The sequence below is a fragment of the Streptomyces sp. NPDC048270 genome, from assembly GCF_040652335.1.
Lineage (GTDB): Bacteria > Actinomycetota > Actinomycetes > Streptomycetales > Streptomycetaceae > Streptomyces.
This window is the reverse complement of record NZ_JBEZLV010000003.1, coordinates 26,284-48,909: the sequence shown is the minus strand read 5'-3', so window position 1 is coordinate 48,909 and position 22,626 is coordinate 26,284. Positions and strand designations below refer to the sequence as shown.

The following is a 22,626-nucleotide window of genomic DNA, read 5'->3' as shown; positions in this document are numbered from 1 at the left end:
ACCCAAGCGGAGGGACTCACCCAGGAGGTGGCTCTCTTCATGCTCGTCCGTGACGCAATGAGCACCGTGATCCTCACCCTCGGACCCGCGCACACCCTGCGTCAGGCGGCCTGCCTGATGTCGGGGCGGCGCGTCGGCGCAGCCGTCGTACTCGACCCCGACCACAGTGGAATCGGCATCCTGACCGAGCGCGACATCCTCAACTCGATCGGCGCGGGCCACGATCCCGACCGCGAGACCGTGGGCGCGCACACCACCAACAACGTGGTGTTCTGCACCCCGGAGGCCACCTTGCAGGAGGCCGCCGAGGCCATGGCCCACGGCGGTTTCCGGCATCTGATCGTGTTGGAGCACGGCGGCCCGGTGGGCATCGTCTCCGTGCGCGACGTCATCCGCTGCTGGGTGCCCGCGCGGCGCACCGTCGCGGCATAGCGGACGACGGGCCGGAACCCCGGGGGGTTCCGGCCCGTCGCCTTGCTACGGCAAGCGTCCGTGTCAGCCGCGGAGGGCCTGGACCGCGGCGTCGAGCCGCTTGCCGAAGTCGCCGTCCGCCCGGCGGAAGTTGTCGACCGCGCGCTCGACGATGTCGTCGCGGGAGACCTGGGCGATGAAGCCGGCCAGGTTCTCGATCAGCCGGGACTTCTCGTCCTGCGAGTACAGCCGGTAGAGGTTGCCGGCCTGGACGAAGTCGTCGTCCTCGCTGTGCACGGCCGCGGGGTGGTTGCCCGTGCCTCCGGTCAGGCCGGTCGGCTGCCACAGCGGCCGGTCCGTCTGGTGGGGGCCGCCGAAGCTGTTCGGCTCGTAGTTCTTCGCCCCCTTGTGGCGGCCGTCGTACAGGTGGCCGTCGCGGGAGTGGGTGCGCGCCTCGGTGGCGTGCGGGCGGTTCACCGGCAGGTGGTCGGCGTTGATGCCGACCCGGTAGCGGTGGGCGTCGCCGTAGCCGAAGAGGCGGCCCTGGAGCATCTTGTCCGGGGAGGGGCCGATGCCGGGGACGAAGTGGGCGGGGCTGAAGATGCTCTGCTCGACCTCGGCGAAGACGTTCTCCGGGTTGCGGTTGAGCTCCAGCTTGCCGATCTCGACCGGCGGGTAGTCCGCGTGCGGCCACACCTTGGTGAGGTCGAACGGATTGAAGCGGTACTCGGCCGCCTCGGCCGCCGGCATGATCTGGACCTGCACGGTCCAGCTCGGGAAGTCGCCGCGCTCGATGGACTCGCGCAGGTCGCGCTGGTGGGAGTCCGGGTCCTCGCCGGCGAGCCGGTTCGCCTCGGCCTGGGTGAGGTTCTTGATGCCCTGGTCGGTCTTGAAGTGGTACTTGACCCAGAAGGCCTCGCCGGCCTCGTTGTTCCACTGGTAGGTGTGCGAGCCGTAGCCGTTCATGTGGCGGTAGGACGCCGGGATGCCGCGGTCACCGAACAGCCAGGTCACCTGGTGGGTGGACTCGGGCGACAGGCCCCAGAAGTCCCAGACGTTGTCCGCCTCCTGCGAGCCCGTGTACGGGTCGCGCTTCTGGGTGTGGATGAAGTCCGGGAACTTGATCGCGTCCTTGATGAAGAACACCGGGGTGTTGTTGCCGACGAGGTCGTAGTTGCCCTCTTCGGTGTAGAACTTCAGCGCCCAGCCGCGCGGGTCGCGCACCGCGTCGGCGCTGCCCAGGCTGCCCGCGACGGTGGAGAAGCGCAGGAAGGTCTCGGTCTGTTTGCCGACCTCGGACAGGAACGCCGCGCGGGTCCACTGCGAGACGTCGCGGGTCAGGGTGAAGGTGCCGTACGCGCCCGCGCCGCGGGCGTGCACCACGCGCTCCGGGATGCGCTCGCGGTTGAAGTGCGCGAGCTTCTCGAACAGCAGCTGGTCCTGGAGGAGGACCGGGCCGCCGACGCCCGCGGTCTCGCTGTTCTGGTTGTCGGCGACCGGAGCCCCGGCCTCCGTGGTGAGCGGTCCCTGCGTCACGTGCGCCTCCTGCGTCATTCCCGCGTGTCCTGTCCTCGGCCTTGCCGTACTCGATCCTACAATGGACATTGTCTAAGTCAAGCAAGAGTCCAAATCCACACCGATTCGGGAGTTACACCGAATCCCCACACTGTTAGGCTGGCGTCTATGAGTGACCTGCTGGAACGACTTCGCGGACGCGGATGGCGCATGACCGCACAGCGGCGCGTCGTGGCCGAGGTGCTCGACGGTGACCACGTTCACCTGACGGCCGACGAGGTGCACGCGCGTGCCGTGGCCAAGCTGCCGGAGATCTCCCGGGCGACGGTCTACAACACGCTCGGCGAGCTGGTGACGCTCGGCGAGGTGCTGGAGGTCGCCACGGACCGCCGCGCGAAGCGCTACGACCCGAACGCCCACCGGCCCCACCAGCACCTGGTGTGCGCCCAGTGCGGCGCGATCCGCGATGTCCACCCGGCGGGCAACCCGCTGGCCGACCTGCCGGACACGGAGCGCTTCGGCTTCGTGGTGTCGGCGGTCGAGGTGACGTACCGCGGGGTGTGCCCCAACTGCGCCGGCGCCTGATTCCCGGACGCGAGGAGGGCCCGGATCCATGGGATCCGGGCCCTCCTTCTTCCGCACGCTTCACGTCTGAAAACGACTCAGGGCCCGGATCCATGGGATCCGGGCCCTGAGCCTTCAGTAGCGGGGACAGGATTTGAACCTGCGACCTCTGGGTTATGAGCCCAGCGAGCTACCGAGCTGCTCCACCCCGCGTCGGTAAACACGACTTTACGTGAGGCAACACGACAGATGCAAATCGGTTAACCGGCGCCGCCGGAGCCCCCGGCCCGGGATCAGGCCGAGAGCTCCTCGGCGAGGGCGTCGCGCAGCCGCGCCGCACGCTCGGACACCTCCGCCGGGCCGAGTTCCATGGCCCGGACGCACCACTTCTGCCCCTCGGCCAGGTCCCCGTGCCGCGCCGCCAGCAGGCCCAGCCGCAGGGCAGCGCGGCCGTGGCCCGCCACCGCCGCTCGCGTCCACCACAGGGCGGCCTCCGGCTCGCTGCCCTCGCGGGCCAGCAGCAGCCCGAGGTTGAACGCGCCGTTGCGGGACCCGGCCTCGGCCGCCTCCCGGTACCAGCGCGCGGCGGCCGGCAGGTCCCCCCGGGCCGCGGCGAGCATCCCGACGCGCACCTGGGCCCGGCGGTGCCCCAGCTCGGCGGCCCGCTCGTACCACTCCTCGCTCTCGGTGCGCGGGGCGCTGCCCACCGGCTCGCCCAGCGCCACCGGCTCCGGCGGCGGGGCCAGCGACTCCAGCAGCGCGGCCAGCCGGAAGGCGGCCTCCGCGCTGCCGCCGCCCGCCGCGCACCGCAGGTGGCGCTCGGCGGCCCGCTCCTCGCCGTCGCGCACGAGCGCGATCCCGACCTGGAGTGCGGCGTCGGTGTGTCCGGCCGACGCGGCGCGCTCGTACCACTTCAGCGCCGTGCGGTCCTCGTCGCGGCTGGCGAACAGGATCCCGAGGTTGAAGGCGGCGTCCACGCTGCCCGCCTCGGCCGCCTTCGAGAACCACGGCTCCGCGCCCGCCGCGTCGCCGCCCTGGAGCAGCAGGATGGCGAGCGCGTTGGCCGCCTCGCGGTGGCCGGCGTAGGCCGCCCGCCGGTACCACTGCTCGGCCTGCGCGGTCCGGTCCTGTGCGACGCACAGCAAAGCAAGGTTGTACGCCCCGTTCTGGTCGCCCGCGTCCATGGCGGTGCGGTACCAGCGCTCCGCGGTCTGGGTCTCGCCGCGGGCGGCGTGCAGCGCGCCGAGCGCGTTGGCGGCGTTGCCGTCGCCGTCCTGGGCGGCGCGGTGCCACCACGCGGCGGCGCTGTCCTCGTCCCCGGCGTCGCGCAGCAGGAAGCCCAGGGCGCAGGCCGCCCGGGCCTCGCCCTGCTTGGCGGAGGTCAGGTACCAGCGCCCGGCCTCCTTGAGCTCGCCGCGCGCCTCCAGCAGTGCGCCCAGGTGCAGCGCGGCACGGCGGTGCCCACGCGCGGCGGCCTGCCGGTACCACTGCTCGGCCTCGGCGGGGTCGCCCTTGCGCAGGTGCCGGGCCAGCCGGTAGGCCGCTTCGCGGTGCCCCTGCTCCGCGGCGGCGCGGAACCACCGCTCCACGCCCTTGTCGCCGCGGTGCTCAAGCAGGTCGGCCAGACCGTAGGCCCCCAGGGCGTGGCCGGATTCCGCCGCCTGGCGCAGCCAGTACTCGGCGGCGGGCTCGTCCCCGCGCTCGCGGAAGTGGCGGCCCAGCGCGTGGGCGGCCGGAGCGGATCCGGCCACGGCGGCCACCCGCCACCAGCCGGCCGCCTCCTCGGGGTAGCCCCGCTGGTGCAGCAGTACGCCCAGGTTGTTCGCGGCGGCGCGGTCCCCTTCCCCCGTGGCGCCGCGCAGGTACGGCTCGGCCCCGTCCAGGTCGCCGCGGCGCAGCAGCAGCGCGCCGAGCACGCTCATGGCGCCGGGGTCGCCCTTGTCGGCGGCCACCCGGTGCCGGGCCTCGAGCTCGGCATCGCTCGCCGTGTCGGTCTCGGCGAACATTTCCTCCGCACTGTGCTTGTCCAAGAAGTCCGCATCGTTCAGCGCGGTCTGCGCGTTGACAGCGGGAGCCGAGTCACCGGCTCCCGTACCCGGCTCGGCATCCGTCCTCGCAAACCGCCCTGTCTCCAGCAGAGTTGACCTGTCCCCCATAAATCCCATCGTCGCATCACCTGCTACCCGCGTACACCTGGTATGTCGCAGCCAGTGAGGTCACTACAGCGTTTTGTCGACATGCCCATAGAGAGTCAAGTCAAACACGCTCCTGCCCCAACTCACCCGTCTCAGCTACCGCGTGTCCACCCCGGACATGACGAAGGCCCGGATCCCATTGGATCCGGGCCTTCGTCTTCAGTAGCGGGGACAGGATTTGAACCTGCGACCTCTGGGTTATGAGCCCAGCGAGCTACCGAGCTGCTCCACCCCGCGTCGGTGAAACCACAGTATCACGACGCGGGACCGAGCCATTACCGGTTGGAGCGTCAGCCTCCCGGCTTGGGGGCCGTCAGCTTCGCCTCCGCGTCGATCGCCCGCTTCAGCGCCGCCTTGATCTCGTCCTGCGCCTTGCCGAAGGCCGCCCAGTCGCCCGCCTGCCTGGCCTTCTCGGCGTCCTCGATGGCCCTCTGGGCGTCGGCGAGCGCCGCCTTCACCGTCGGGTCCGTCGTGGTCGGCGGCGGCGTGGTGCCGTCGCCCGGGGGCTCGGTCGGCGGCACCGGCGTGGTCGGGGCCTCGGCCCCGAAGACCACGTTCAGCGCCTTCTCCAGGGTGTCCTCGAACGCGGTCTGCCCGCCGTAGGTCACCAGCACCTTGCGCAGCAGCGGGTACTTCAGCCCCGAACTGCGCACGTACACCGGCTCCACGTAGAGCATCCCGCCGTCGAGCGGCACCGTGAGCAGGTTTCCGTACTCGACCTCCGAGTCGCCACCGCGCAGCAGGCGGATCGACTCGGCGATCTTCGGCTCGGACTGGAACTTGCTCTGGACCTGCTTGGGGCCGTCGACCGGCTTGCTGGTCGGCAGCTTCAGGAGGCTGATCTTGCCGTAGTCCGGGGTGCCCGGATCGGCGTTGACCGCCATGAAGGCGCTCAGGTTGTCCCGCTCGTTCGGCGTGAACGTCGTGGTGAGCGAGAAGACCTGGTCCTTGTCCGTCTGGCCCGGCAGCTTCATCGACAGGTAGTACGGCGGAACCGCCGTACCGGCCTTGGTGGTCGGGTCGTCCGGGACGGCCCAGGCCTCACTGCCGCTGAGGAAGGTCTGCGGGTCGGTGACGTGGTAGCGGGTCAGCAGCTCGCGCTGGACCTTGAACAGGTCCTGCGGGTACCGCAGGTGGTCCATGAGCGGCTTGGAGATCTCGCTCTTGGGCTTCACCGTGCCCGGGAACGCCTTCATCCAGGTCTTCAGGACCGGGTCCTGGGTGTCCCACTGGTACAGGTCGACCGTGCCGTCGTACGCGTCGACGGTGGCCTTCACCGAGTTCCGGATGTAGTTGACCTGGTTCTCCTGCGCCACGACCGCGCGCTGGCTGTTGGTCAGCGAGTCCGCGGTGCTCTGGCCCAGGGTGGTGCGCGAGGCGTACGGGTAGCCGTTGGTGGTCGTGTAGGCGTCCACGATCCACTTGATCCGGCCGTCGACGACCGCCGGGTACGGGGCGCCGTCGATGGTCAGCCACGGGGCGACGGCCTCGACGCGCTCCTTGGGCGTGCGGTTGTACAGGATCCGCGATCCGTCGCCGATGGCTCCCGAGTAGAGGATCTGCGGCTCGCTGAAGGTCAGCGCGTACGCCGCCCGGTTGATCGGGTTGTCGAGGCTGACGCCGGACTTGCCGGTGTAGCTCGTCTCCTTCTCGCCCTGGTCGTCCGAGTAGTCGAGCTCCTTCTGCGGCCCGCCGACGATCGAGTACTGCTTCGTCTGCTCGCCGTAGTAGATGCGCTGCTCGAAGTCCGTGCCGAACATGCCCTTGGAGGGCAGGTCGGACTGGGTGAAGTCGGGAGCGCCCTGGTCGCCGACGGTGGTGCCCTTGGCCGCGACCACGCCGTAGCCGTGCGTGTACTTGAAGTGGTCGTTGATCCAGTTGTTCTTCGGGATGCCCGCGATGTTCAGCTCGCGCAGCCCGATCACGGTGTCCTGCCCGTCGTACCGGTCCACGGCGAGCGTGGACGGGAAGGCGTAGTAGCCCTTGACCTGCTGGAGCTGCTGGAACGCCGGCGAGACGATGTTCGGGTCGAGCAGCCGGACGCTGGCGGTCGTGTCGGCCGCCTTGCGCAGCTGGTTCTTGTCCGTGCCCGCGGCCGGGACGCCCGGGTAGTCCTTGACCTCGGAGCCGGCGATCCCGTAGGCGTCGCGCGTGGCCTTGATGTTCTTCTGGACGTACGGCGATTCCTTGGCCTGCTCGTTCGGCTGGACCTGGAACTTCTGCACGATCGCCGGGTAGAGACCGCCGATCAGGATCGCCGAGAGCACCATCAGGCCGAAGCCGATGACGGGCAGCTGCCAGGTGCGCCGCCACAGCGTCGCGAAGAACAGCACGGCGCAGATCGCGGCGATGGCGACGAGGATCGTCTTCGCCGGGAGGTACGCGTTCGCGTCGACGTAGCGCAGGCCCGTCCAGTTGTCCGCCGCCTTGAAGTCACTGGACTTCACGGCGAGGCCGTACCGGTCGAGCCAGTAGGCGATCGCCTTGAGCGTGACGAAGAGGCCGAGGAGCACCGACAGGTGGCCGGTGGCCGCGGCGGTGGCCCGGGCGCCCGGGCTGGTCACGCGCAGTCCGCCGTACAGGTAGTGCACGACGGCCGCGGCGATCACCGACAGCACGACCGCGGCGAAGCCGAAGCCGAGCAGGAAGCGGTACCAGGGCAGGTCGAAGGTGTAGAACGACACGTCCAGGTTGAACTCGGGGTCCTTCTGGCCGAAGGGCACCCCGTTCACGTACATCAGCCAGGTCTTCCACTGGCCGGCCGCCGAGGCGCCCGCGATCAGGCCGACGAGGACGGCGATGCCCAGCAGCAGCCACTTCTTGTACGGGGCGACGCTCATCCGGTAGCGGTCGAGGCTCTGCTGCTCCATCGACATCGCGCTGAGCGGCGGCCGCAGCCGGTGCGCCAGCCAGATGTTGAAACCGACGGCACCGGCCATCAGCAGGCCGAAGACGGCGAAGAGGCCGATCTTGGTCCACAGGGTGGTGGTGAAGACGGTGGAGTACTTCACGGAGCGGAACCAGAGCCAGTCCGTCCAGAAGCCCGCGAACATGATGAAAAGCATGACCAGGACAGCCAGCACGCCCAAGGTCATGAGGAGAGTGCGGGCTCGCCTGGACGGGCGGCCGACTCTCATCCGTGGCCCCGAAGGGCCTCCGCCGCGGTCCGGCATCTGGAAAGCCAAGGTGCGCACCTCTGAAAGTCTGGGTTCCCCCCGGACGGAGTCCGGGGGAGGGTCTGGTATTCAACGGGGCCCCCGATCGTAGAGCCCACTCATGGAACTTACTGAGGCTTTAGTCAGTTCCCGGTATCCGGGGGAAAGGAGGCAGGATGTTGTCCATGTCCAACCTTTCGCCTTCCCCCGGCACGCCGATGGCGGCCAGCCCGCTGACCCGGGCCTGTCTCGAGATCGACGAGTACGCGGCCGGCCTCGGCTGGGACCGGCCCGCCCGGCTGTTCGCCCTCGTCGACACCGCCAAGCTCAAGCGGCAGGAGCCGCGCCTCGCCGGCCAGCTCGGCCTCGACCAGGACGACGCCGGCAAGAGCTCCCTCACCCCCATCGAGCAGGACGAGCTGCCCGCCGGGACCCCTCTCGACAAGTTCCTGGGCACCATCGCCTGGCCCGATGCCGTCGTCGGCTGCGCGCTGACGGTGGAGCGGCTGATGCTGCCGCCGTCCGCGGAGGCCTCCGTACCGGAGGGGCTGAGCGACAAGCAGCTGGCGAAGTGGGTCGCCGGGCACCCGGAGCGGCAGGAGGTCCGGCTGACCGTGGCCGTGCTGCGCGACGGGTCGCGGGAGTCGGCCGTACGGCTGCGCGAGAAGGACTCCTCGACCGAGGTCCTCACCGGCGGGGGCCTGGTGCCCGGGCTGGCGGAGGCCCTGGCGGCGACGTTCTCCTAGCCCTCGGGGTCGGGCGGGGGGTCAGGGCTTGGCGCCGCACTGCGGCAGCCCGGCCGTGTCCCCCTTGCTGATCTTCTCCAGCGACTTCGTGGCGTCCTCGATGGTGGAGACCTTCACCAGGGTCAGCCCGTCTGGCACGTGCGCGGACGCGGCGGCGCAGTTGTCGGCGGGCGTCAGGAAGTACCGGGCGCCGGCCTGGCGGGCACCGATGGTCTTCATCTGGATGCCGCCGATCGGGCCGACCTTGCCCGTGTCGTCGATGGTGCCGGTGCCCGCGACGAACTTGCCGCCGGTCAGGTCCTCCGGGGTGAGCTTGTCGACGATGCCGAGGGCGAACATCAGGCCGGCGCTGGGGCCGCCGACGTCGGCGAGCTTGATGTCGATCGTGAACGGGAAGGTGTGGTCGGTCCCGGCCCGGATCCCGACGATGGCGTGGCCGTCGCCCTCCGCCTTGCCCGCCGTGATGGTGACCTTGGTGGAGCCGGCGGGCTCGCGGTTCGCCTTCGCCGCCTCGGCCGCCTCGGCGGCGGGCACGATGGTGAACTCGACCGGCTCGCCGGGCTTGTGCTTGGTGACGAGCTTCGCCACGTCCTCGGGCGCGGTGACGGGGGCGCCGTCCACCGCCTTGATGACGTCACCGGCGTGCAGCTTGCCCTCCGAGGGGCTCGCCTTCACCACGGAGGCGACGATGACGCGGGCGGAGACCGGGATGCCGAGCTGCTTGAGAGCCGCGACCTTGGCGCTCTGCTGCGACTGGCTGAACTCCTCGGCGTTCTCCTGGGTGGACTGCTCTTCCGTCTTGCCGTCCGGGTAGAGGTTCTCGTGCGGCACGACGATGTTGTCGTCGGCCAGCCACCCGTACACCGCTTCCAGCAGGTTCATGTCGTAGTCCGCGCCGGTGACGCGGACGGTCGTCATGTTGAGGTGACCGCTGGTGGGGTAGGTCTTGCGCCCCGAGATGTTCAGGACGGGCTCGCCGTGCGAGTCCCCGAGCGTGTTCACCGTGGGGCCGGGGCTCATCTCGGAGTACGGGACCTTGATGAACACTCCTGCGCAGAGCAGCGCGAACAGCACGAGGGTGGAAGCGAGCATCGTCGCAGTGCGGCGTGGCATGGATCCGACAGTACGGGACGGCCCTTGCGGACGGCCGCTGGGGCCGGTCCGTACGGGGGCGTACGCGGAACTCTCAGGGGAATCTCAGACGGCGTCGGAGCCGGAGTGCGCCTGTGCCTTCGCCTTGGCCTGTTCGGCATTGCCCATGGCCTCGCGGAACCGCGCGTAGCCGGCGAGCTCGGATATGTCGCCTTGCGTGCGGTCGCGTGCCGCCCAGCTGCCCCATATGCCCGCGCCGATCGCGGCGAACAACGGAATCAGCAACCACACCAGAGACGCCATGGGCCTGCCTCCCTACCCCGAAGTACCTGTCGTTGGTGGCTTCAACGCTCATGCCCGGGAGGGGGTTACGCAAATCGAGGGCGTGTTGCGCGGCCGAACGGGTGCGAGGGTACCGCCTTCCGGGGGTGGTTCCCCGACCGGGGGTTCAGCAGGCGCCGACCCACTCCTCGGTGCCGTCCGAGAACGTCTGGTGCTTCCAGATCGGGACCTCGTGCTTGAGGTCGTCGATCAGCATCCGGCAGGCCTCGAAGGCCTCGCCGCGGTGCGGGCAGGACACGGCGACGACCACCGCCAGGTCGCCGACGGACAGGTCGCCGACCCGGTGCACGGCGGCCAGGGCGCGGACCGGGTATTTGGCCACGACCCGCTCGGCGACCCGGCGCATCTCGGCCTCGGCCGTGGGGTGGCAGGAGTAGCCGAGGGAGTCGACGTCCGCCCCGCTGTCGTGGTTGCGCACCGTGCCGACGAACAGCGTCGTGCCGCCGGTCGCGTCGTCGCCGACGGCCTGGAAGACCTCGTCGATCGAGAGCGGGGTGTCACGGATCGCGAGCAGCCGGATCGGGTCCTGCGCGGCCTGCTCGCCGGGGTGATCGAAGTGCGGTGCCATGCCTTCATCGTGCCCTAGCCGCCGACGCGGCGAAATAGCTGATTCGCCCGTGCCGCACGGCGCCCCTTGGGAGCCTCCTACAGAAACCCCCTGGTGAAGCCCCGAAACCGCACCCTGCCATGGCCGGCTCCGGGCGGCCCGGACGGCCCCGCCGGCGCGGGGTCCGGGGCGGGGTCCCGACCCCTGAGCTGCACCGGCACGCCCGCCCCGCCGCCCTCCGGCCCCTGCCCCTGCCCCTGCCCCTGCCCCTGCCCCCGACGGAGCCGGCGGGTCAGATCCCGCGCCGCTTCCGGGCCCGCCGCACGGCCGCCGCGGCCCCGAGCAGCGCCACCGTGGCCCCCGCGGCCCCGGCCGCGGTCGCCGCGTCCTTGCGCCCCAGCCGGCGCCCCGCGACCGTGTGCCGCCCCGCGACCTCCTGGAGCAGCTCGGCCAGCACCTCCTCGTTCGTCCAGCGCGGCCGCCACCCCGCAGCGTGCAGCCCGCTGACGCTGACCACCCACGGGTGCATCGTGTAGGCGAGGTCCCCGGCCGGGGACGGCGTCAGGCCGATCCGGTGCAGCCGGGCCGCGGCCCCCAGGGCCACCGCCGAGGGGAGCTCCATGCGGCGGATGCCGCTCAGCTCCTCCACCTCCTCCTGCTCCAGCCAGCCCTCGCAGCCCACCGCGAGCTCGCCCTCGACCTTCTCCAGGGCCGCGTACTCCAGCGCGCTGACCAGGTCCTCCACGTGGCAGAACTGCCAGGTGGGGCGGGACCCGGCGACCACCAGCAGGCGCGGGGACTCGAAGTACCGGGTCAGCGCGGTGTCCGTGCCGCCGACCAGCACCGCGGGCCGGACCACGGTGACGTTCAGGCCGGGGTGCGCCCGCGGCGCCCGCCGTCCGAGGCGCTCGATCTCCAGCAGGTCGCCGACGCCCGTCGCCTCGGCGGTGGCCCGCAGCTCGGAGTCCTCGGAGAGCGGGATGTCGTTGTCGGGCAGGGCCCCGTAGACCATCGCGGAGGTGCACAGCACGACCCGGTGGACCCCGGCCGCCGCGGCCGCGGTCAGGACGGTCTGCGTGCCGCGCACGTTGTACGCCGTGCGGGCCGCCGGATCGGTCTCCAGGTCCAGGTCCAGGGCGAGGTGCACCACCACGTCCGCGCCGCGCAGCTTCTCGGCGATGGCGGGGTCCCGTACGTCCAGGACGTGCCACAGCGCGGCCGCGCAGTCCCCGCGCCGCTCGTCGATCGCGACGACCTGCTTGACCTCGTCGGAGGCGGCCAGGCGGCTCACCAGGGCCGCGCCCACGCCCGACGCGGCGCCGGTCACGGCGATCACGGGGCTGCGCCGCGGCAGACCGTCCTCGTTTCGCGGCTGGCGAACAGCGAGGGCGTCCTCGCCGTGCTCGGCGCGGTTTTCCGCGTCGTGCGGCGCGCGGCCGTCCTTGTCCGAGCCGTGTTTGCCCAAAGCGTGCGGATCCGGGGAACTCACCAGGCGTCTCCAGCGGTTGTCTTCAGTAGGGACGCGCCGTGACGCGTACCTACCAGGTGACGTCCATCCTGCCGCAGCCCAGGAGTCGGCGGAGCACCGAGCCCCGAAGCGGGTGTGGTGTCTACGCTGGGTGGTGTTGTCGGGACCAATGCCCGCCGGCTCCCGCCGGCGGCCCTACGAGCCGAGGAAACCCGTGAGTGACACCCCATTCGGATTCGGCCTTCCGCCGGAGGAGCCGGAGCACGGCGACGAGGGCAAGAAGAAGGGCAATCAGGGCGGCCAGGGCGGCCCGAATCCGTTCGGGTTCCCCGGCATGGGCCTGCCGGGCGGCGCCGGCGGCCCGGGCGGGGCGGACAATCCGTTCGCCTCGATGTTCGGTGCGATGAACCCGAACGACCTCGGTGCGGCCTTCCAGCAGCTCGGCCAGATGCTCAGCTACGAGGGCGGTCCCGTGAACTGGGACATGGCCAAGGACATCGCGCGCCAGACCGTCGCGCAGGGCACGGCGGACGGGGTGAAGGACACCAGCGTCGGCGTCGCCGAGAAGTCCGCCGTCGAGGAGGCCGTGCGGCTCGCGGACCACTGGCTGGACGGCGTGACCTCGCTGCCCTCGGGCGCCACCACGGCCGTGGCGTGGAGCCGCGCCGAGTGGGTCGAGGCCACCCTCCCGGTGTGGAAGGAGCTCGTGGACCCGGTCGCCGAGCGGGTCGGCGCGGCCATGGGCGGGGTGCTCCCCGAGGAGATGCAGGCCATGGCGGGCCCGCTGCTCGGGATGATGCGCTCCATGGGCGGGGCCATGTTCGGCCAGCAGATCGGGCAGGCCGTGGGCGTGCTCGCGGGCGAGGTCGTCGGCTCCACCGACATCGGGCTGCCGCTGGGTCCGGCCGGCAAGGCCGCCCTGCTGCCGCTGAACATCGAGAGCTTCGGCAAGGACCTGAGCGTGCCCTCGGACGAGGTGCGGCTCTACCTGGCCCTGCGCGAGGCGGCCCACGCCCGGCTCTTCGCGCACGTGCCGTGGCTGCGCTCGCACCTCTTCGGTGCGGTCGAGGGGTACGCCCGCGGCATCAAGGTCGACACCTCGAAGCTGGAGGACGTGGTCGGACAGATCGACCCGTCCAATCCGGAGCAGCTGCAGGAGGCGCTCCAGGGCGGCATGTTCCAGCCGCAGGACACCCCCGAGCAGAAGGCGGCCCTGGCCCGCCTGGAGACGGCGCTCGCGCTGGTCGAGGGCTGGGTCGACGCGGTGGTGCACGCGGCCGCGACGCCCCGGCTGACCTCGGCGGACGCGATGCGCGAGACCATGCGCCGGCGGCGTGCCTCCGGCGGCCCGGCGGAGCAGACCTTCGCGACGCTGATCGGCCTGGAGCTGCGGCCGCGCCGGCTGCGCGACGCCTCGCGGCTGTGGGCCTCGCTCACCGACGCGCGCGGTGTGGACGGCCGTGACGGGCTGTGGGAGCACCCGGACATGCTGCCGACGGCCTCCGACCTGGACGACCCGGACGGCTTCGTGCACCGGGAGCAGCTGGACTTCTCGGAGATCGACAAGATGCTCGGCGAGGCCGCCGAGAAGCGCGACGAGGACGGCGACGAGAAGAAGTGAGCCTGCACGAAGACGCGGTCCTCGTACTGAAGGGCTACGAGGGCCAGCCCGAGCTGCGCGACGCCTACCTGGAGCACCTGGCCGCCCATCCGGACGGGGTCTACAAGCCCTGCCGGGCCGGGCACGTCACGGGCAGCGCGCTGGTGATCGACCCCGAGCGGGAGCGGGTCCTGCTGACCCTGCACAAGAAGCTGGGCATGTGGCTGCAGATGGGCGGCCACTGCGAGCCCGGCGACGCCACCCTCGCCGACGCGGCGCTGCGCGAGGCCCGAGAGGAGTCGGGCATCGCCTCCGGGCTGAGCCTGCTGCCCGGCGGCCCGGTGCGCCTGGACCGGCATCCGATCCCGGCGCCCTGCAACTGGCACCTGGACGTGCAGTACGCGGCGCTGGCCCCGGCCGGGGCGGAGGCGGAGATCAGCGAGGAGTCGCTGGACCTGCGCTGGTTCCCGTACGCGGAGGTGGCGGCCGTGGCCGACGCCTCGGTCGTACGGCTGCTGGAGGCGACCCTGGCGCGGCTGTGAGCCCGGCATGACGAAGGGGCGGTCCCCGCGGGGCCGCCCCTTCGCCGTGCCCGTGCCCGGGCTAGTTCCAGGCGTTGTTCTGGTTCTGCGCGTGCGCGCCGTGCTGTCCCATGCCGAACTGCGCGGCGGCGCCCTGTCCGATCTGGGCGTTCTGCGGCGGCAGCACCTCGCTGGGCTGCACCAGGGCGTAACCGGTGCCGAGGAAGCTCAGCTCCCAGCCCTCGCCGGTGTTGCCGCGGCGCCGCCAGACGCCGGTGGAGTGCGTCTGGGCCTGCATCTGCACCCGCAGCGAGGTGGACCAGGCGACGATCGCGTCCGCGTCGGCGTTGACGTACTTGTCGGGCGTGACCTGCATCATCAGCGGCTGCCCGGAGGTCATCAGGGCGACCTTGCCGCGGCCGCTGATGTTGAGCTGGTACTTGCCGGAGCCGGAGATCCCGTACTGGCTGTCCACCGCGATGACCTCGGTGTGCAGGGTGGAGTCCAGGGCCAGCACATAGCTGCTGTCGACGGTGAGGCCGTCCTGGTCCACGTCCACGACGTGCACGTACTGGGCGAGGTTGGCGAGGTAGACCGTGCCCTGCCCGGAGCAGCGCATGAGGTCGAGGCCCTCGCCGGTGCGGCGGCGGGCGCCGCGCTGGTTGGCGCTCTGGTACTCGCCGTCGAAATCGATGATGCCCTGGTAGGCGACCATGGCTCCCTTGCGGGCGAGCACGTCGTCGGTGCCGGTCAGCGAGACCCGCAGCAGCTGCGGGTTCTGGACGGTGTACCGGTCCTGGGACTGTGCCTCGGCGTGGGCGAAAAGTGCGCTCTGCATGATGTGTCCGCTCCCCCTCAGCCCCGGGCCCGGAGCCGGTCGGTGCTGTCCTCGCTGGGCTGTACGACGACGATGCCCTGGCCGGAGAAGGCCATCTGGTAGGCCTCCCCGCTGCCCCGGCCGATCATCGACGAGGCCTTGAAGCTGCGCTTGCCCTTGACCTTCAGGTTCGGCGACCAGGCCACGAGCGCGTCCGGGTCGACGTACGTCTCGTCCTCGCCGCGGCCGCAGTCCACGACGATCGGCGTGCCGCGCGAGGTGAGCGCGACCCAGCCGGTGCCGGCGATCGACACGTTGAACAGGCCCTGGCCGGCGAACTTGGCCATGCCCTTGACCCGTTCGACGCCCCACTGGAGGTGGGCGTCAAAGGCGAGCAGGTTGGTGCCGTTGACCGAGAGCGAGTCGTTGTTGAGGTTGATGACGACCACGTCCGCGCCGTAGTCGGCGAGGTAGAGCAGGCCGTCGCCGGTGCACTTCATCAGCGGGGCGCCTTCGCCGGTGATCCACTGCGAGGCCATCTGGCGCACGGCCGGCGGGTTGGGCTCGTACTGGACGAAGCCCTCGTAGGCCACCATCGAGCCGGTGCGGGCGAAGAGGTCCTGGCCGCTCTGCATGGCCACCTTGAGCATGGCCCGGCCGTGGTTCTCCATGCGGGCCGTGACGGGGGTCGGGGCGAAGCCCGCGAGCTGCTGGTTCATTGCGTTCATGTCGGGCTCCCTCAGACCTCGTACGGCTGGACGACGATGAAGTTGCCGGGAGCGCCGCGGAACTGGAGGTTCACGGTCTCCCCGCTGTGGCCGGGGTAGGCGTTGCGCCGGAGCCGGACCTGGCTGGAAATGATCACCTGGGAGGCGGCCGACCACGCCACGATGGCGTTGCTGTCCGCGAAGGTGGTCGGGGTGACGGGCAGGACGACCGGGACGCCGTGCGTCTTGACGATCACCGTGCCGGTGCCCTGGAACTGCATGGTGAACAGGGCGCCGCCGGGGATGCCGTGGCCTTCGATGCGGCGGACCTCGTGCTGGAGCGACTCGTCGAAGGCGAGGACGCTCTCGGCGGAGACGCAGATTCCGTCGCCCTGGAGCTCGATGGCGTGCAGGTGGGCGCCGTTCTCGGCGAGGAAGACCTGGCCGCGGCCGGTGCAGCGCATGAGCTGCATCTCCTGGCCGGTGGCGTTGCCCACGATGCGGCCCGCGAAGCCGGCTCCCTTGTAGCTGAAGTCGACCTTGCCCTGGTAGAGGACCATGCTGCCCTGGCGCGCGAGGACGGCCTGGCCGCCCATCGACAGGTCGACCCGCATGAGCTGCTGGTTCTGCGGGGTCCAGCGGGCGCCCGTGGGCGCTTCCTTGTACGGCTGGAGGGCGGCGGCGAGGCCGGCTCCGACGGGGGCCGCGGCCTGCGGGGCGTAGCCGGGCTGCTGCCCGGGAACCTGCCCGAAGGCGGGCGGCTGCTGGCCCGGGACCTGGCCGTAGCCCGGCTGCTGCCCGTAGGGCGCGGGGGCCGGGGCGGGCGGCGGGACCTGGCCGTACGAGGGCTGCTGGGGCGGCTGCCCGTAGGGCGCGGGGGCCTGCGGGGCGAGCGGCGCGGCCATGGTGGGCGCGGTGTGCTGCGGGTACGCCTGCGGTTGCGGGGCCGGGGCGGCTGCTGGGGCGGGCACGGGCGCGCCGAAGGAGGGCGCCGGAGCCGGGGGCTGCGGGGCGGGTGCCTGCGGGGCCGGGGCGCCGAAGGAGGGGGCCGGGGCCGGGGCGGCCGCCTGCGGCGGCGGGGCGAATCCGGGCGCGGCGCCCGACGGGGCGGCCGGTGCCTGCTGCTGCGGCTGCTCCTCGGCGACCTCGCCGCCGAAGTTCCTGAGCAGCGCGTCGAGGCCGCCGTCGAAGCCCTGGCCGACGGCGGCGAACCGCCACACGTCCTTGAGGTAGAAGTCGCCGAGCATCACGGCCCGCTCGGTGGTGAACTCCGAGCCGTTGAACGCGTACCGCACGACCTCTTCGCCGCCCGCCACGATCCGGATGTAGCCCGGGCCGATCTGGGACATCTGGCCGGCGCCGTCCAGGGTGGCGGTGAAGGACAGCTTGTGGATGGACGCCGGCACGCGGTCCAGGGTCACCCGGAAGGATTCCGTGTCACCGGCCTGCGCGCCGAGCTGCTGGATGGACTCCTCGGGCGACTTCGGCTGGTTGAAGAAGACGAAGTAGCGGTCGTCCGACAGCTGTTCGTTCGCGTCGAGGCCGAAGCAGCTGATGTCGAAGGTGAGTCCGGGCCCGGCGATCTGGACGCCCACGTACAGATCGGTGCCCGCCGTCAGATCACTGATCTTGGCCTTGTGGCCCCGTTGGAATTCCCTTGCCATACGTAACGACCGTCCCCCATCCCGACTGTGAATGCGTGCCGCTCAGGCTAACGGCAACGGCCGACATCCGGCCAAGTCGGTACCGACCCGGTACATATCACCGTGTGTGACGGGGCGGGTGGGGCCGGGGAGGGGGTCCCGGCTATTCGTCCCGGGCCGCGGGAACCTTCGGGAGGCGCTCGGCGGCGACGATGCCCTCCAGGTAGCCGCGGGCCCGCTCGGTCCGGGGGTAGGCCTCCAGCAGCTCCCAGAAGCGCGGGCCGTGGCCGGGCACGAGCAGGTGCGCCAGCTCGTGCAGGAGCACGTAGTCGACGACGTACTCCGGCATCCCCTGGAGGCGGTGCGAGAGCCGGATGCTGCCCTCGGCCGGGGTGCAGGATCCCCAGCGGGTGTTCTGGTTGGTGACCCAGCGGACGGAGCGGGGGCGGGCCCGGCCCCCGAAGAACTGCTCGGACAGGCGCTCGGCGCGCTCGGTCAGCTCCGCGTCGCCGAGGGTGCGCTTGCTCTCCTGCGCGGCGAGTTTGTCGAGCATGACGCCCACCCAGCGCTGCTCCTCGGCCTCCGACATCCGGGCAGGGATCAGGACGACCGTACGGTCACCCTCGCGGTAGGCGGATACGGTCCTGCGGCGGCGCGCGCTCCGGCGGACTTCGACGGCGCGCTGCGGTGGGTCGGCGGACACGCCACGACGGTACCCGGAACCCGTCGTGGAAGTCCCGCACGTCCGGGGTTCGAACGTGATCGGTGCGCGGATCGATGCGCCCCCGGTATCCCGGGCGCACCATTTCTCCATCTCATATGCCTAATAGGCCTTGCCTGTGGACAAATTCCCGCACGGAATGCGGAGGACGGGCACTGTGACGAAGGACGGCAAGGGGGCGGTGCGGGCGCCGCAGGTGAGATCGAGGGGGACGGGACCATGTATCCGAAGGTGAAGCCGGCTCTGGCACGGGCGTGGCGGGATCTGCAGACGGTGCAGTTCGGGGTGACCCCCGCGCACGCGGTGGTGCTCGGCCCGGTCGACACGGCGACGGGCGCGTTCATCGACCGGATCGACGGGACGCGGCGGATGGAGCTGCTGCGGACCGAGGCCGCGGGGATGGGACTGCCGGACGGCCGGGCGGACGAGCTGGTCCGGCGGCTGGCCGGGGCGGGGCTGCTCGACGACGCCACGGCGGGCGGCCCCCGGGCCCAGGCCGTGCGGGGGCGGCCGGAGGCCCTGGAGCGGCTGGGTCCCGATCTGGGCGCTCTCTCACTGGTGCACCGCGAACCGGGCGGGGACCTACGGGGCATCGCCGCGCGCCGGGCGATACGGGTCCAGGTGCGCGGGAGCGGCCGGGTGGGCGCCCTGATCGCCTCGGTCCTGGCGGGAGCCGGCGTGGGTGGGGTCGAGGTGCTCGACGGCGGCCGGGTCGAGCCGGGGGACGTGGCCCCGGGCGGGCTCGGTCCCGGGAGCGTGGGCCGGCTGCGGGCCGAAGCGGCGGGCGGGCTGGTGCGCGAGTCGGCGCCGGGGCGTTCCCCGCGGGGCGAGGAGGGCGGGGGCCCGCAGCCGGGGCTCGCCCTGGTGGTGGTCGCACCGCGGGACGGGCTGCACGCCTGGGCCCCTGATCCGGACACCGCGGCCGCCTGGGTCGCCACGGGGATCCCGCACCTGTACGCGGGGGTGCTGGAGGGCACCGGGCTGGTGGGGCCGCTGGTGCTGCCCGGGGCGACCGCGTGCGCCGGGTGCATGGAGCGGGAGCGCGTGGACCGGGATCCCGCCTGGCCCAGGATGCTGGTGCAGTGGCGGTCGGCGCACCGCCGCCGGGCGAGCGCCGCCTGCGGCCTGGGACTGTCCACGGCCGTGGCCGGACTGGCCGCGGCCCATGCCCTGTCCTTCCTCGACGGCGAACTGCCCGCCTCCACCGGGTCCCGCTGGGAGGCGGCCCTCCCCGGGCTCCACTGGGAGCACAGCTCCCTGCCGCCCCATCCGGACTGTCCCTGCGGGGCCGTCGCCGGGCGCCCGGCCGTGTCCCAGGGCGCCGGGAAAGGATCGGGAGCGGACCCGCCGGTAGGGCCATGACAGGATGCGTGGGTTGGAGGGGGTCTCCCCGAACCGCCGCTTGCGGCGCAGCTGTCTGGGACATGGAGGGGCATATGTCTGATCTTCCCCGGAAGGCGGTCACCCGTACCGTCAAGCTGGCCGCGCTGCCGCTGGGCATCGCGGGTCGGGCCACCTGGGGGCTGGGCAAGCGGATCGGCGGCAAGTCGGCGGAGATCGTGGCGCGCGAGCTCCAGCAGCGCACCGCCGAGCAGCTGTTCCGCACGCTCGGGGAGCTGAAGGGCGGTGCCATGAAGTTCGGGCAGGCCCTGTCGGTCTTCGAGTCCGCCCTGCCCGAGGAGGTGGCGGGGCCCTACCGGGCCGCGCTGACCAAGCTCCAGGAGGCGGCCCCGCCGCTGCCCGTGGCCACCGTGCACCAGGTGCTCGCGGACCGGCTGGGCGCGGACTGGCGCGATCTGTTCGAGGAGTTCGAGGACAAGCCGGCCGCGGCGGCCTCGATCGGGCAGGTGCACCGGGCGGTGTGGCACGACGGCCGGCAGGTGGCGGTCAAGGTCCAGTATCCGGGGGCCGGTGAGGCGCTCCTGTCGGACTTGAAGCAGCTGGGCCGGTTCGCGGGGCTGCTGGGCCCGCTGATCCCCGGCATGGAGATCAAGCCGCTGATCAAGGAGCTGCGCGACCGGGTCTCGGAGGAGCTCGACTACGAGCTGGAGGCCGAGGCCCAGCGGACGCACGCGGACGCGTTCGTCGACGATCCCGATGTCGTCGTGCCGGACGTCGTGCACCAGGGCGACCAGGTGCTGGTGACCGAGTGGCTCGAGGGGACGCCGCTGTCGGAGGTGATAGCCGACGGCACGCAGGAGGAGCGCGACCGCGCCGGACAGCTCCTGGCCCGGTTCCTCTTCTCCGGACCGGCACGCACCGGGCTGCTGCACGCGGACCCGCACCCGGGCAACTTCCGGCTGATATCCGGCGCGGACGGCCGGATGCAGCTCGGTGTCCTGGACTTCGGCACCGTGGACCGGCTGCCCGGCGGCTGGCCCAAGCCCATCGGCAGGTCGCTGCGGATGACGCTGGACGGTGACGCCGAGGGCGTCTACGGGCACCTGTGCGGCGAGGGGTTCGTGAAGGAGTCCATCGAACTGGACCCCGACGCGGTGCTGGACTACCTGAAGCCGATCATCGAGCCCGCCGAGGCCGAGGAGTTCACCTTCACGCGTCCGTGGCTGCGCGGCCAGGCGGCGCGGATCGCCGATCCCCGCTCCCCCGCGCACCAGTTGGGCCGGCAGATCAACCTGCCGCCCTCGTACCTGCTGATCCACCGGGTGACGCTCAGCACCATCGGGGTGCTGTGCCAGCTGGGCGCGACCGTGCGCCTGCGTGACGAACTCGACACCTGGCTGCCCGGGTTCGCTCCCGCGGAGTGACGGGCGCGGGCCCCGGCGCGGGCTCCGGCGCGGGCATGGCCCCGGAGCCGGCACGGCCCGCCGTCACCACCAGGAGGAGTCGAGCCTGCCCTCGATCGACCGGAGATGGGCGCGCGCGCAGTCGACGCAGAAGTACTGTCTGGTCCCGTTCTCCACCGAGCAGGTCCAGGTGATCGGGGCGCCGTCGGGAGACCGGGCACCGCAGCGTGCGCAGACGACGGGCTGCTTCTCGGGGCCCGGCTGAACGGGGTGGGGAGTCGGCTGGTCCACCTCCAGACGATATCGCCGTGCGGGGCGGACTGCCCTTCGCAACGCACCGGGGGGACCGGTCCCTTAGGACCGGTCCCCCCGGGACTGGTTCTCTGCTCCTGCCGCACGCCTGTTACGTCATGCGGCTGGGTGCATGTCTTTTACTGCATGCCTTTTACCGCATGCCTCTTACTGCATGACGGCCATGGCCAGCGCGCGGCGGGCGCGCAGCGAGACGCGCTCGGCTCGCCGCTGCATGCGGCGGGCGGCGACCAGGCGCAGGGCGTGACGCTCGGCGTCCGCCTCGCGCATGCGGTCGTCCATATGGGCACGAGCCAGGGCTTCTGGGATGAGTTGCATTTCGCGGGTCCTGTTCTGACGCGAGGTGATCGCGCCGGCGGTGATGAAGTCTGCGTGGGCGGCGCCGTGGGGCTGCTCGCTCGTGGAGTGGGCGGTCATGAGGGCCTGCTTCAGGGGGTCGTGCGTGAGGGGGCGGTCGATGGTTCCGTTGGCGGTCATGCCGCGACAACCGGGTTCTTGCGCGGGCGGCCACGCGGACGCTTCCGGGCGACGACCACACCCTGGACGAAGAGCTCGCCACCCCAGACACCCCAGGGCTCGCGGCGCTCGGTCGCCCCGGCGAGGCAGGCCTCGACCAGCGGGCAGGTCCGGCACAGGGACTTGGCGTACTCGACGTCGGCCGGGGACTCGGCGAAGAAGACCTCGGGGTCGAAGGTGCGGCAGGGAACGGGTACGCCGAGGTTCTCGATGGCGTCGTCGAGCGCGGTGAGCGCGGTGAGCGGGGTCAAGGTGTGGTCCTCCGGGACTGCGGGCGGGGAGATCGTTTGGGTCTGCGGTACGGACGGGGCGTGCGCTTCGAGTTGCACGGTGGTTTCTTCCTCGTCTTGTTCGGCTAGTCGTTCCGGCCGGTCGGCCGGGTTCGGCTGGGCTGTCCTCACACCGACTGGCTCCGCCAGTCCCGTGGCCCCTTCGCTGTCGCCCCCGTTCGGGGACAAACAGAAGGGCCGCGGATCCCGGGTGGGGTTCCGCGGCCCTGAAGGCGCCGGCCAGATCATGCGATCAGGCTGGATCACTCCAGGGTTCGAGCCCGCGGTAGGCCCACATCAGGTGGTGCTGCTTCGTCTGCTTCGTCTGGCTCTTGGATCCGGCACCGGCTGCGGCGGCGAAGCCATAGGCGCCATGCGCCTGCGCTTCTGCTGCCAGTACTGCCACCGGTGCCTGGGTCGGTCGCTCATTGCGCTCGCTGACCGGAAGGGTCGCCAGGAGGGCCGGGCCGGCCGCGGGAATCGCGGACAGACCGGTACCCCGGAGGGAGACGGAACCGAGCAGGCAGGAAGCGTCGACCGAGCGATCGGTCATTTTGGTGAAGGTCATGAAGCTGGCCACTGGTCTCGCCTCCTCTCGGCGTCTCGGGGACGGGGCCCGGGGGCCCGTCCCATGCGTATTCGGATAAGTACAGCACGGATCCAGGGCTTCGGAGAAGCCACCGTTTCCGTTGCTAAGAACCTATGGGGATTCGCTGGGCATGTGCAAACTATTTTTCCGAC

Annotated in this window: 22 protein-coding genes and 2 tRNA genes; 7 read left to right on the top strand and 17 right to left on the bottom strand. The window is 71.6% G+C overall.

Annotated elements, in window-relative coordinates:
- Positions 1–39: 39 nt before the first annotated feature.
- Positions 40–432, top strand: coding sequence for a CBS domain-containing protein (locus AB0D66_RS03490; protein WP_362295981.1), 393 nt, complete (start codon positions 40–42; stop codon positions 430–432).
- Between the two features lie 63 nt (positions 433–495).
- Here the strand turns inward: AB0D66_RS03490 and AB0D66_RS03485 are convergent, their stop codons facing one another.
- Positions 496–1,965 (bottom strand): catalase, encoded by a 1,470-nt coding sequence (locus AB0D66_RS03485; protein ID WP_362295978.1) that lies wholly within the window; start codon positions 1,963–1,965, stop codon positions 496–498.
- Between the two features lie 129 nt (positions 1,966–2,094).
- Here AB0D66_RS03485 and AB0D66_RS03480 point away from each other — a divergent pair, with 129 nt between their 5' ends.
- Complete coding sequence (locus AB0D66_RS03480; RefSeq protein ID WP_362295975.1) at positions 2,095–2,511, top strand: Fur family transcriptional regulator; 417 nt, start codon at positions 2,095–2,097, stop codon at positions 2,509–2,511.
- Positions 2,512–2,629: 118 nt separating this feature from the next.
- Here the strand turns inward: AB0D66_RS03480 and AB0D66_RS03475 are convergent.
- The 4 genes from AB0D66_RS03475 to AB0D66_RS03460 all read right to left on the bottom strand — a co-directional run bounded on the left by AB0D66_RS03475 (position 2,630) and on the right by AB0D66_RS03460 (position 7,858).
- Positions 2,630–2,703: transfer RNA gene (locus AB0D66_RS03475), tRNA-Met, on the bottom strand.
- 80 nt (positions 2,704–2,783) lie between these two features.
- Positions 2,784–4,655 carry a tetratricopeptide repeat protein gene (locus AB0D66_RS03470; RefSeq protein WP_362295972.1) on the bottom strand — a complete coding sequence of 624 codons (1,872 nt, stop codon included), beginning with the start codon at positions 4,653–4,655 and terminating at the stop codon, positions 2,784–2,786.
- Positions 4,656–4,848: 193 nt separating this feature from the next.
- Positions 4,849–4,922, bottom strand: a tRNA-Met gene (locus AB0D66_RS03465).
- A 53-nt stretch (positions 4,923–4,975) separates the two neighbouring features.
- A complete protein-coding gene (locus AB0D66_RS03460) occupies positions 4,976–7,858 on the bottom strand; it encodes a UPF0182 family protein (protein ID WP_362296709.1) in 2,883 nt (960 codons plus the stop codon).
- Between the two features lie 158 nt (positions 7,859–8,016).
- On the opposite strand from AB0D66_RS03460, the gene AB0D66_RS03455 reads away from it, so the two are divergent.
- Entirely contained in the window at positions 8,017–8,586 is a 570-nt protein-coding gene (locus tag AB0D66_RS03455) for a PPA1309 family protein (protein WP_361766289.1), read from the top strand.
- Positions 8,587–8,607: 21 nt separating this feature from the next.
- On the opposite strand, the gene AB0D66_RS03450 is transcribed toward AB0D66_RS03455, so the two are convergent.
- The 4 genes from AB0D66_RS03450 to AB0D66_RS03435 all read right to left on the bottom strand — a co-directional run bounded on the left by AB0D66_RS03450 (position 8,608) and on the right by AB0D66_RS03435 (position 11,921).
- Positions 8,608–9,699, bottom strand: coding sequence for a PDZ domain-containing protein (locus AB0D66_RS03450; protein WP_362295968.1), 1,092 nt, complete (start codon positions 9,697–9,699; stop codon positions 8,608–8,610).
- Between the two features lie 84 nt (positions 9,700–9,783).
- Complete coding sequence (locus AB0D66_RS03445; protein WP_069921855.1) at positions 9,784–9,981, bottom strand: hypothetical protein; 198 nt, start codon at positions 9,979–9,981, stop codon at positions 9,784–9,786.
- A gap of 145 nt (positions 9,982–10,126) precedes the next feature.
- Positions 10,127–10,588 carry a molybdenum cofactor biosynthesis protein MoaE gene (locus AB0D66_RS03440; RefSeq protein WP_362295966.1) on the bottom strand — a complete coding sequence of 154 codons (462 nt, stop codon included), beginning with the start codon at positions 10,586–10,588 and terminating at the stop codon, positions 10,127–10,129.
- Positions 10,589–10,859: 271 nt separating this feature from the next.
- Positions 10,860–11,921 carry an SDR family oxidoreductase gene (locus AB0D66_RS03435; protein ID WP_362296706.1) on the bottom strand — a complete coding sequence of 354 codons (1,062 nt, stop codon included), beginning with the start codon at positions 11,919–11,921 and terminating at the stop codon, positions 10,860–10,862.
- A gap of 328 nt (positions 11,922–12,249) precedes the next feature.
- Between AB0D66_RS03435 and AB0D66_RS03430 the strand changes: the two genes are divergently transcribed.
- Both AB0D66_RS03430 and AB0D66_RS03425 read left to right on the top strand, forming a co-directional pair.
- Positions 12,250–13,656, top strand: a complete 1,407-nt coding sequence (locus AB0D66_RS03430) for a zinc-dependent metalloprotease (RefSeq protein WP_362295964.1) — start codon at positions 12,250–12,252, stop codon at positions 13,654–13,656.
- Positions 13,653–14,177: an NUDIX hydrolase gene (locus AB0D66_RS03425; RefSeq protein ID WP_362295961.1), complete on the top strand. Its 525-nt coding sequence runs from the start codon at positions 13,653–13,655 to the stop codon at positions 14,175–14,177. The genes AB0D66_RS03430 and AB0D66_RS03425 overlap by 4 nt, the downstream gene beginning before the upstream one ends.
- A gap of 61 nt (positions 14,178–14,238) precedes the next feature.
- Here AB0D66_RS03425 and AB0D66_RS03420 read toward each other — a convergent pair whose 3' ends face one another.
- The 4 genes from AB0D66_RS03420 to AB0D66_RS03405 all read right to left on the bottom strand — a co-directional run bounded on the left by AB0D66_RS03420 (position 14,239) and on the right by AB0D66_RS03405 (position 18,026).
- Positions 14,239–14,994: an AIM24 family protein gene (locus tag AB0D66_RS03420; protein ID WP_362295959.1), complete on the bottom strand. Its 756-nt coding sequence runs from the start codon at positions 14,992–14,994 to the stop codon at positions 14,239–14,241.
- 17 nt (positions 14,995–15,011) lie between these two features.
- Positions 15,012–15,692: an AIM24 family protein gene (locus AB0D66_RS03415; protein WP_361766368.1), complete on the bottom strand. Its 681-nt coding sequence runs from the start codon at positions 15,690–15,692 to the stop codon at positions 15,012–15,014.
- 20 nt (positions 15,693–15,712) lie between these two features.
- Entirely contained in the window at positions 15,713–17,344 is a 1,632-nt protein-coding gene (locus AB0D66_RS03410) for a TerD family protein (RefSeq protein WP_362295956.1), read from the bottom strand.
- Between the two features lie 142 nt (positions 17,345–17,486).
- Positions 17,487–18,026 (bottom strand): M48 family metallopeptidase, encoded by a 540-nt coding sequence (locus tag AB0D66_RS03405; protein WP_362295953.1) that lies wholly within the window; start codon positions 18,024–18,026, stop codon positions 17,487–17,489.
- A gap of 237 nt (positions 18,027–18,263) precedes the next feature.
- On the opposite strand from AB0D66_RS03405, the gene AB0D66_RS03400 reads away from it, so the two are divergent.
- Both AB0D66_RS03400 and AB0D66_RS03395 read left to right on the top strand, forming a co-directional pair.
- Positions 18,264–19,406 carry a ThiF family adenylyltransferase gene (locus AB0D66_RS03400; protein WP_362295950.1) on the top strand — a complete coding sequence of 381 codons (1,143 nt, stop codon included), beginning with the start codon at positions 18,264–18,266 and terminating at the stop codon, positions 19,404–19,406.
- 74 nt (positions 19,407–19,480) lie between these two features.
- The gene (locus AB0D66_RS03395) at positions 19,481–20,809 is read left to right on the top strand and encodes an AarF/ABC1/UbiB kinase family protein (protein ID WP_362295947.1); all 1,329 of its coding nucleotides are present in this window, start codon (positions 19,481–19,483) and stop codon (positions 20,807–20,809) included.
- Between the two features lie 63 nt (positions 20,810–20,872).
- Here the strand turns inward: AB0D66_RS03395 and AB0D66_RS03390 are convergent, their stop codons facing one another.
- From AB0D66_RS03390 to AB0D66_RS03375, 4 genes are all read right to left on the bottom strand, one after another.
- On the bottom strand, positions 20,873–21,079 hold the full coding sequence (locus tag AB0D66_RS03390; protein WP_362295944.1) for a hypothetical protein: 207 nt from the start codon (positions 21,077–21,079) through the stop codon (positions 20,873–20,875).
- 168 nt (positions 21,080–21,247) lie between these two features.
- A complete protein-coding gene (locus tag AB0D66_RS03385; protein WP_362295941.1) occupies positions 21,248–21,577 on the bottom strand; it encodes a hypothetical protein in 330 nt (109 codons plus the stop codon).
- Positions 21,574–21,945, bottom strand: coding sequence for a WhiB family transcriptional regulator (locus AB0D66_RS03380; protein WP_328927527.1), 372 nt, complete (start codon positions 21,943–21,945; stop codon positions 21,574–21,576). The genes AB0D66_RS03385 and AB0D66_RS03380 overlap by 4 nt, the downstream gene beginning before the upstream one ends.
- A 193-nt stretch (positions 21,946–22,138) precedes the next feature.
- A complete protein-coding gene (locus AB0D66_RS03375) occupies positions 22,139–22,453 on the bottom strand; it encodes a hypothetical protein (RefSeq protein WP_362296703.1) in 315 nt (104 codons plus the stop codon).
- Positions 22,454–22,626 lie beyond the last annotated feature (173 nt).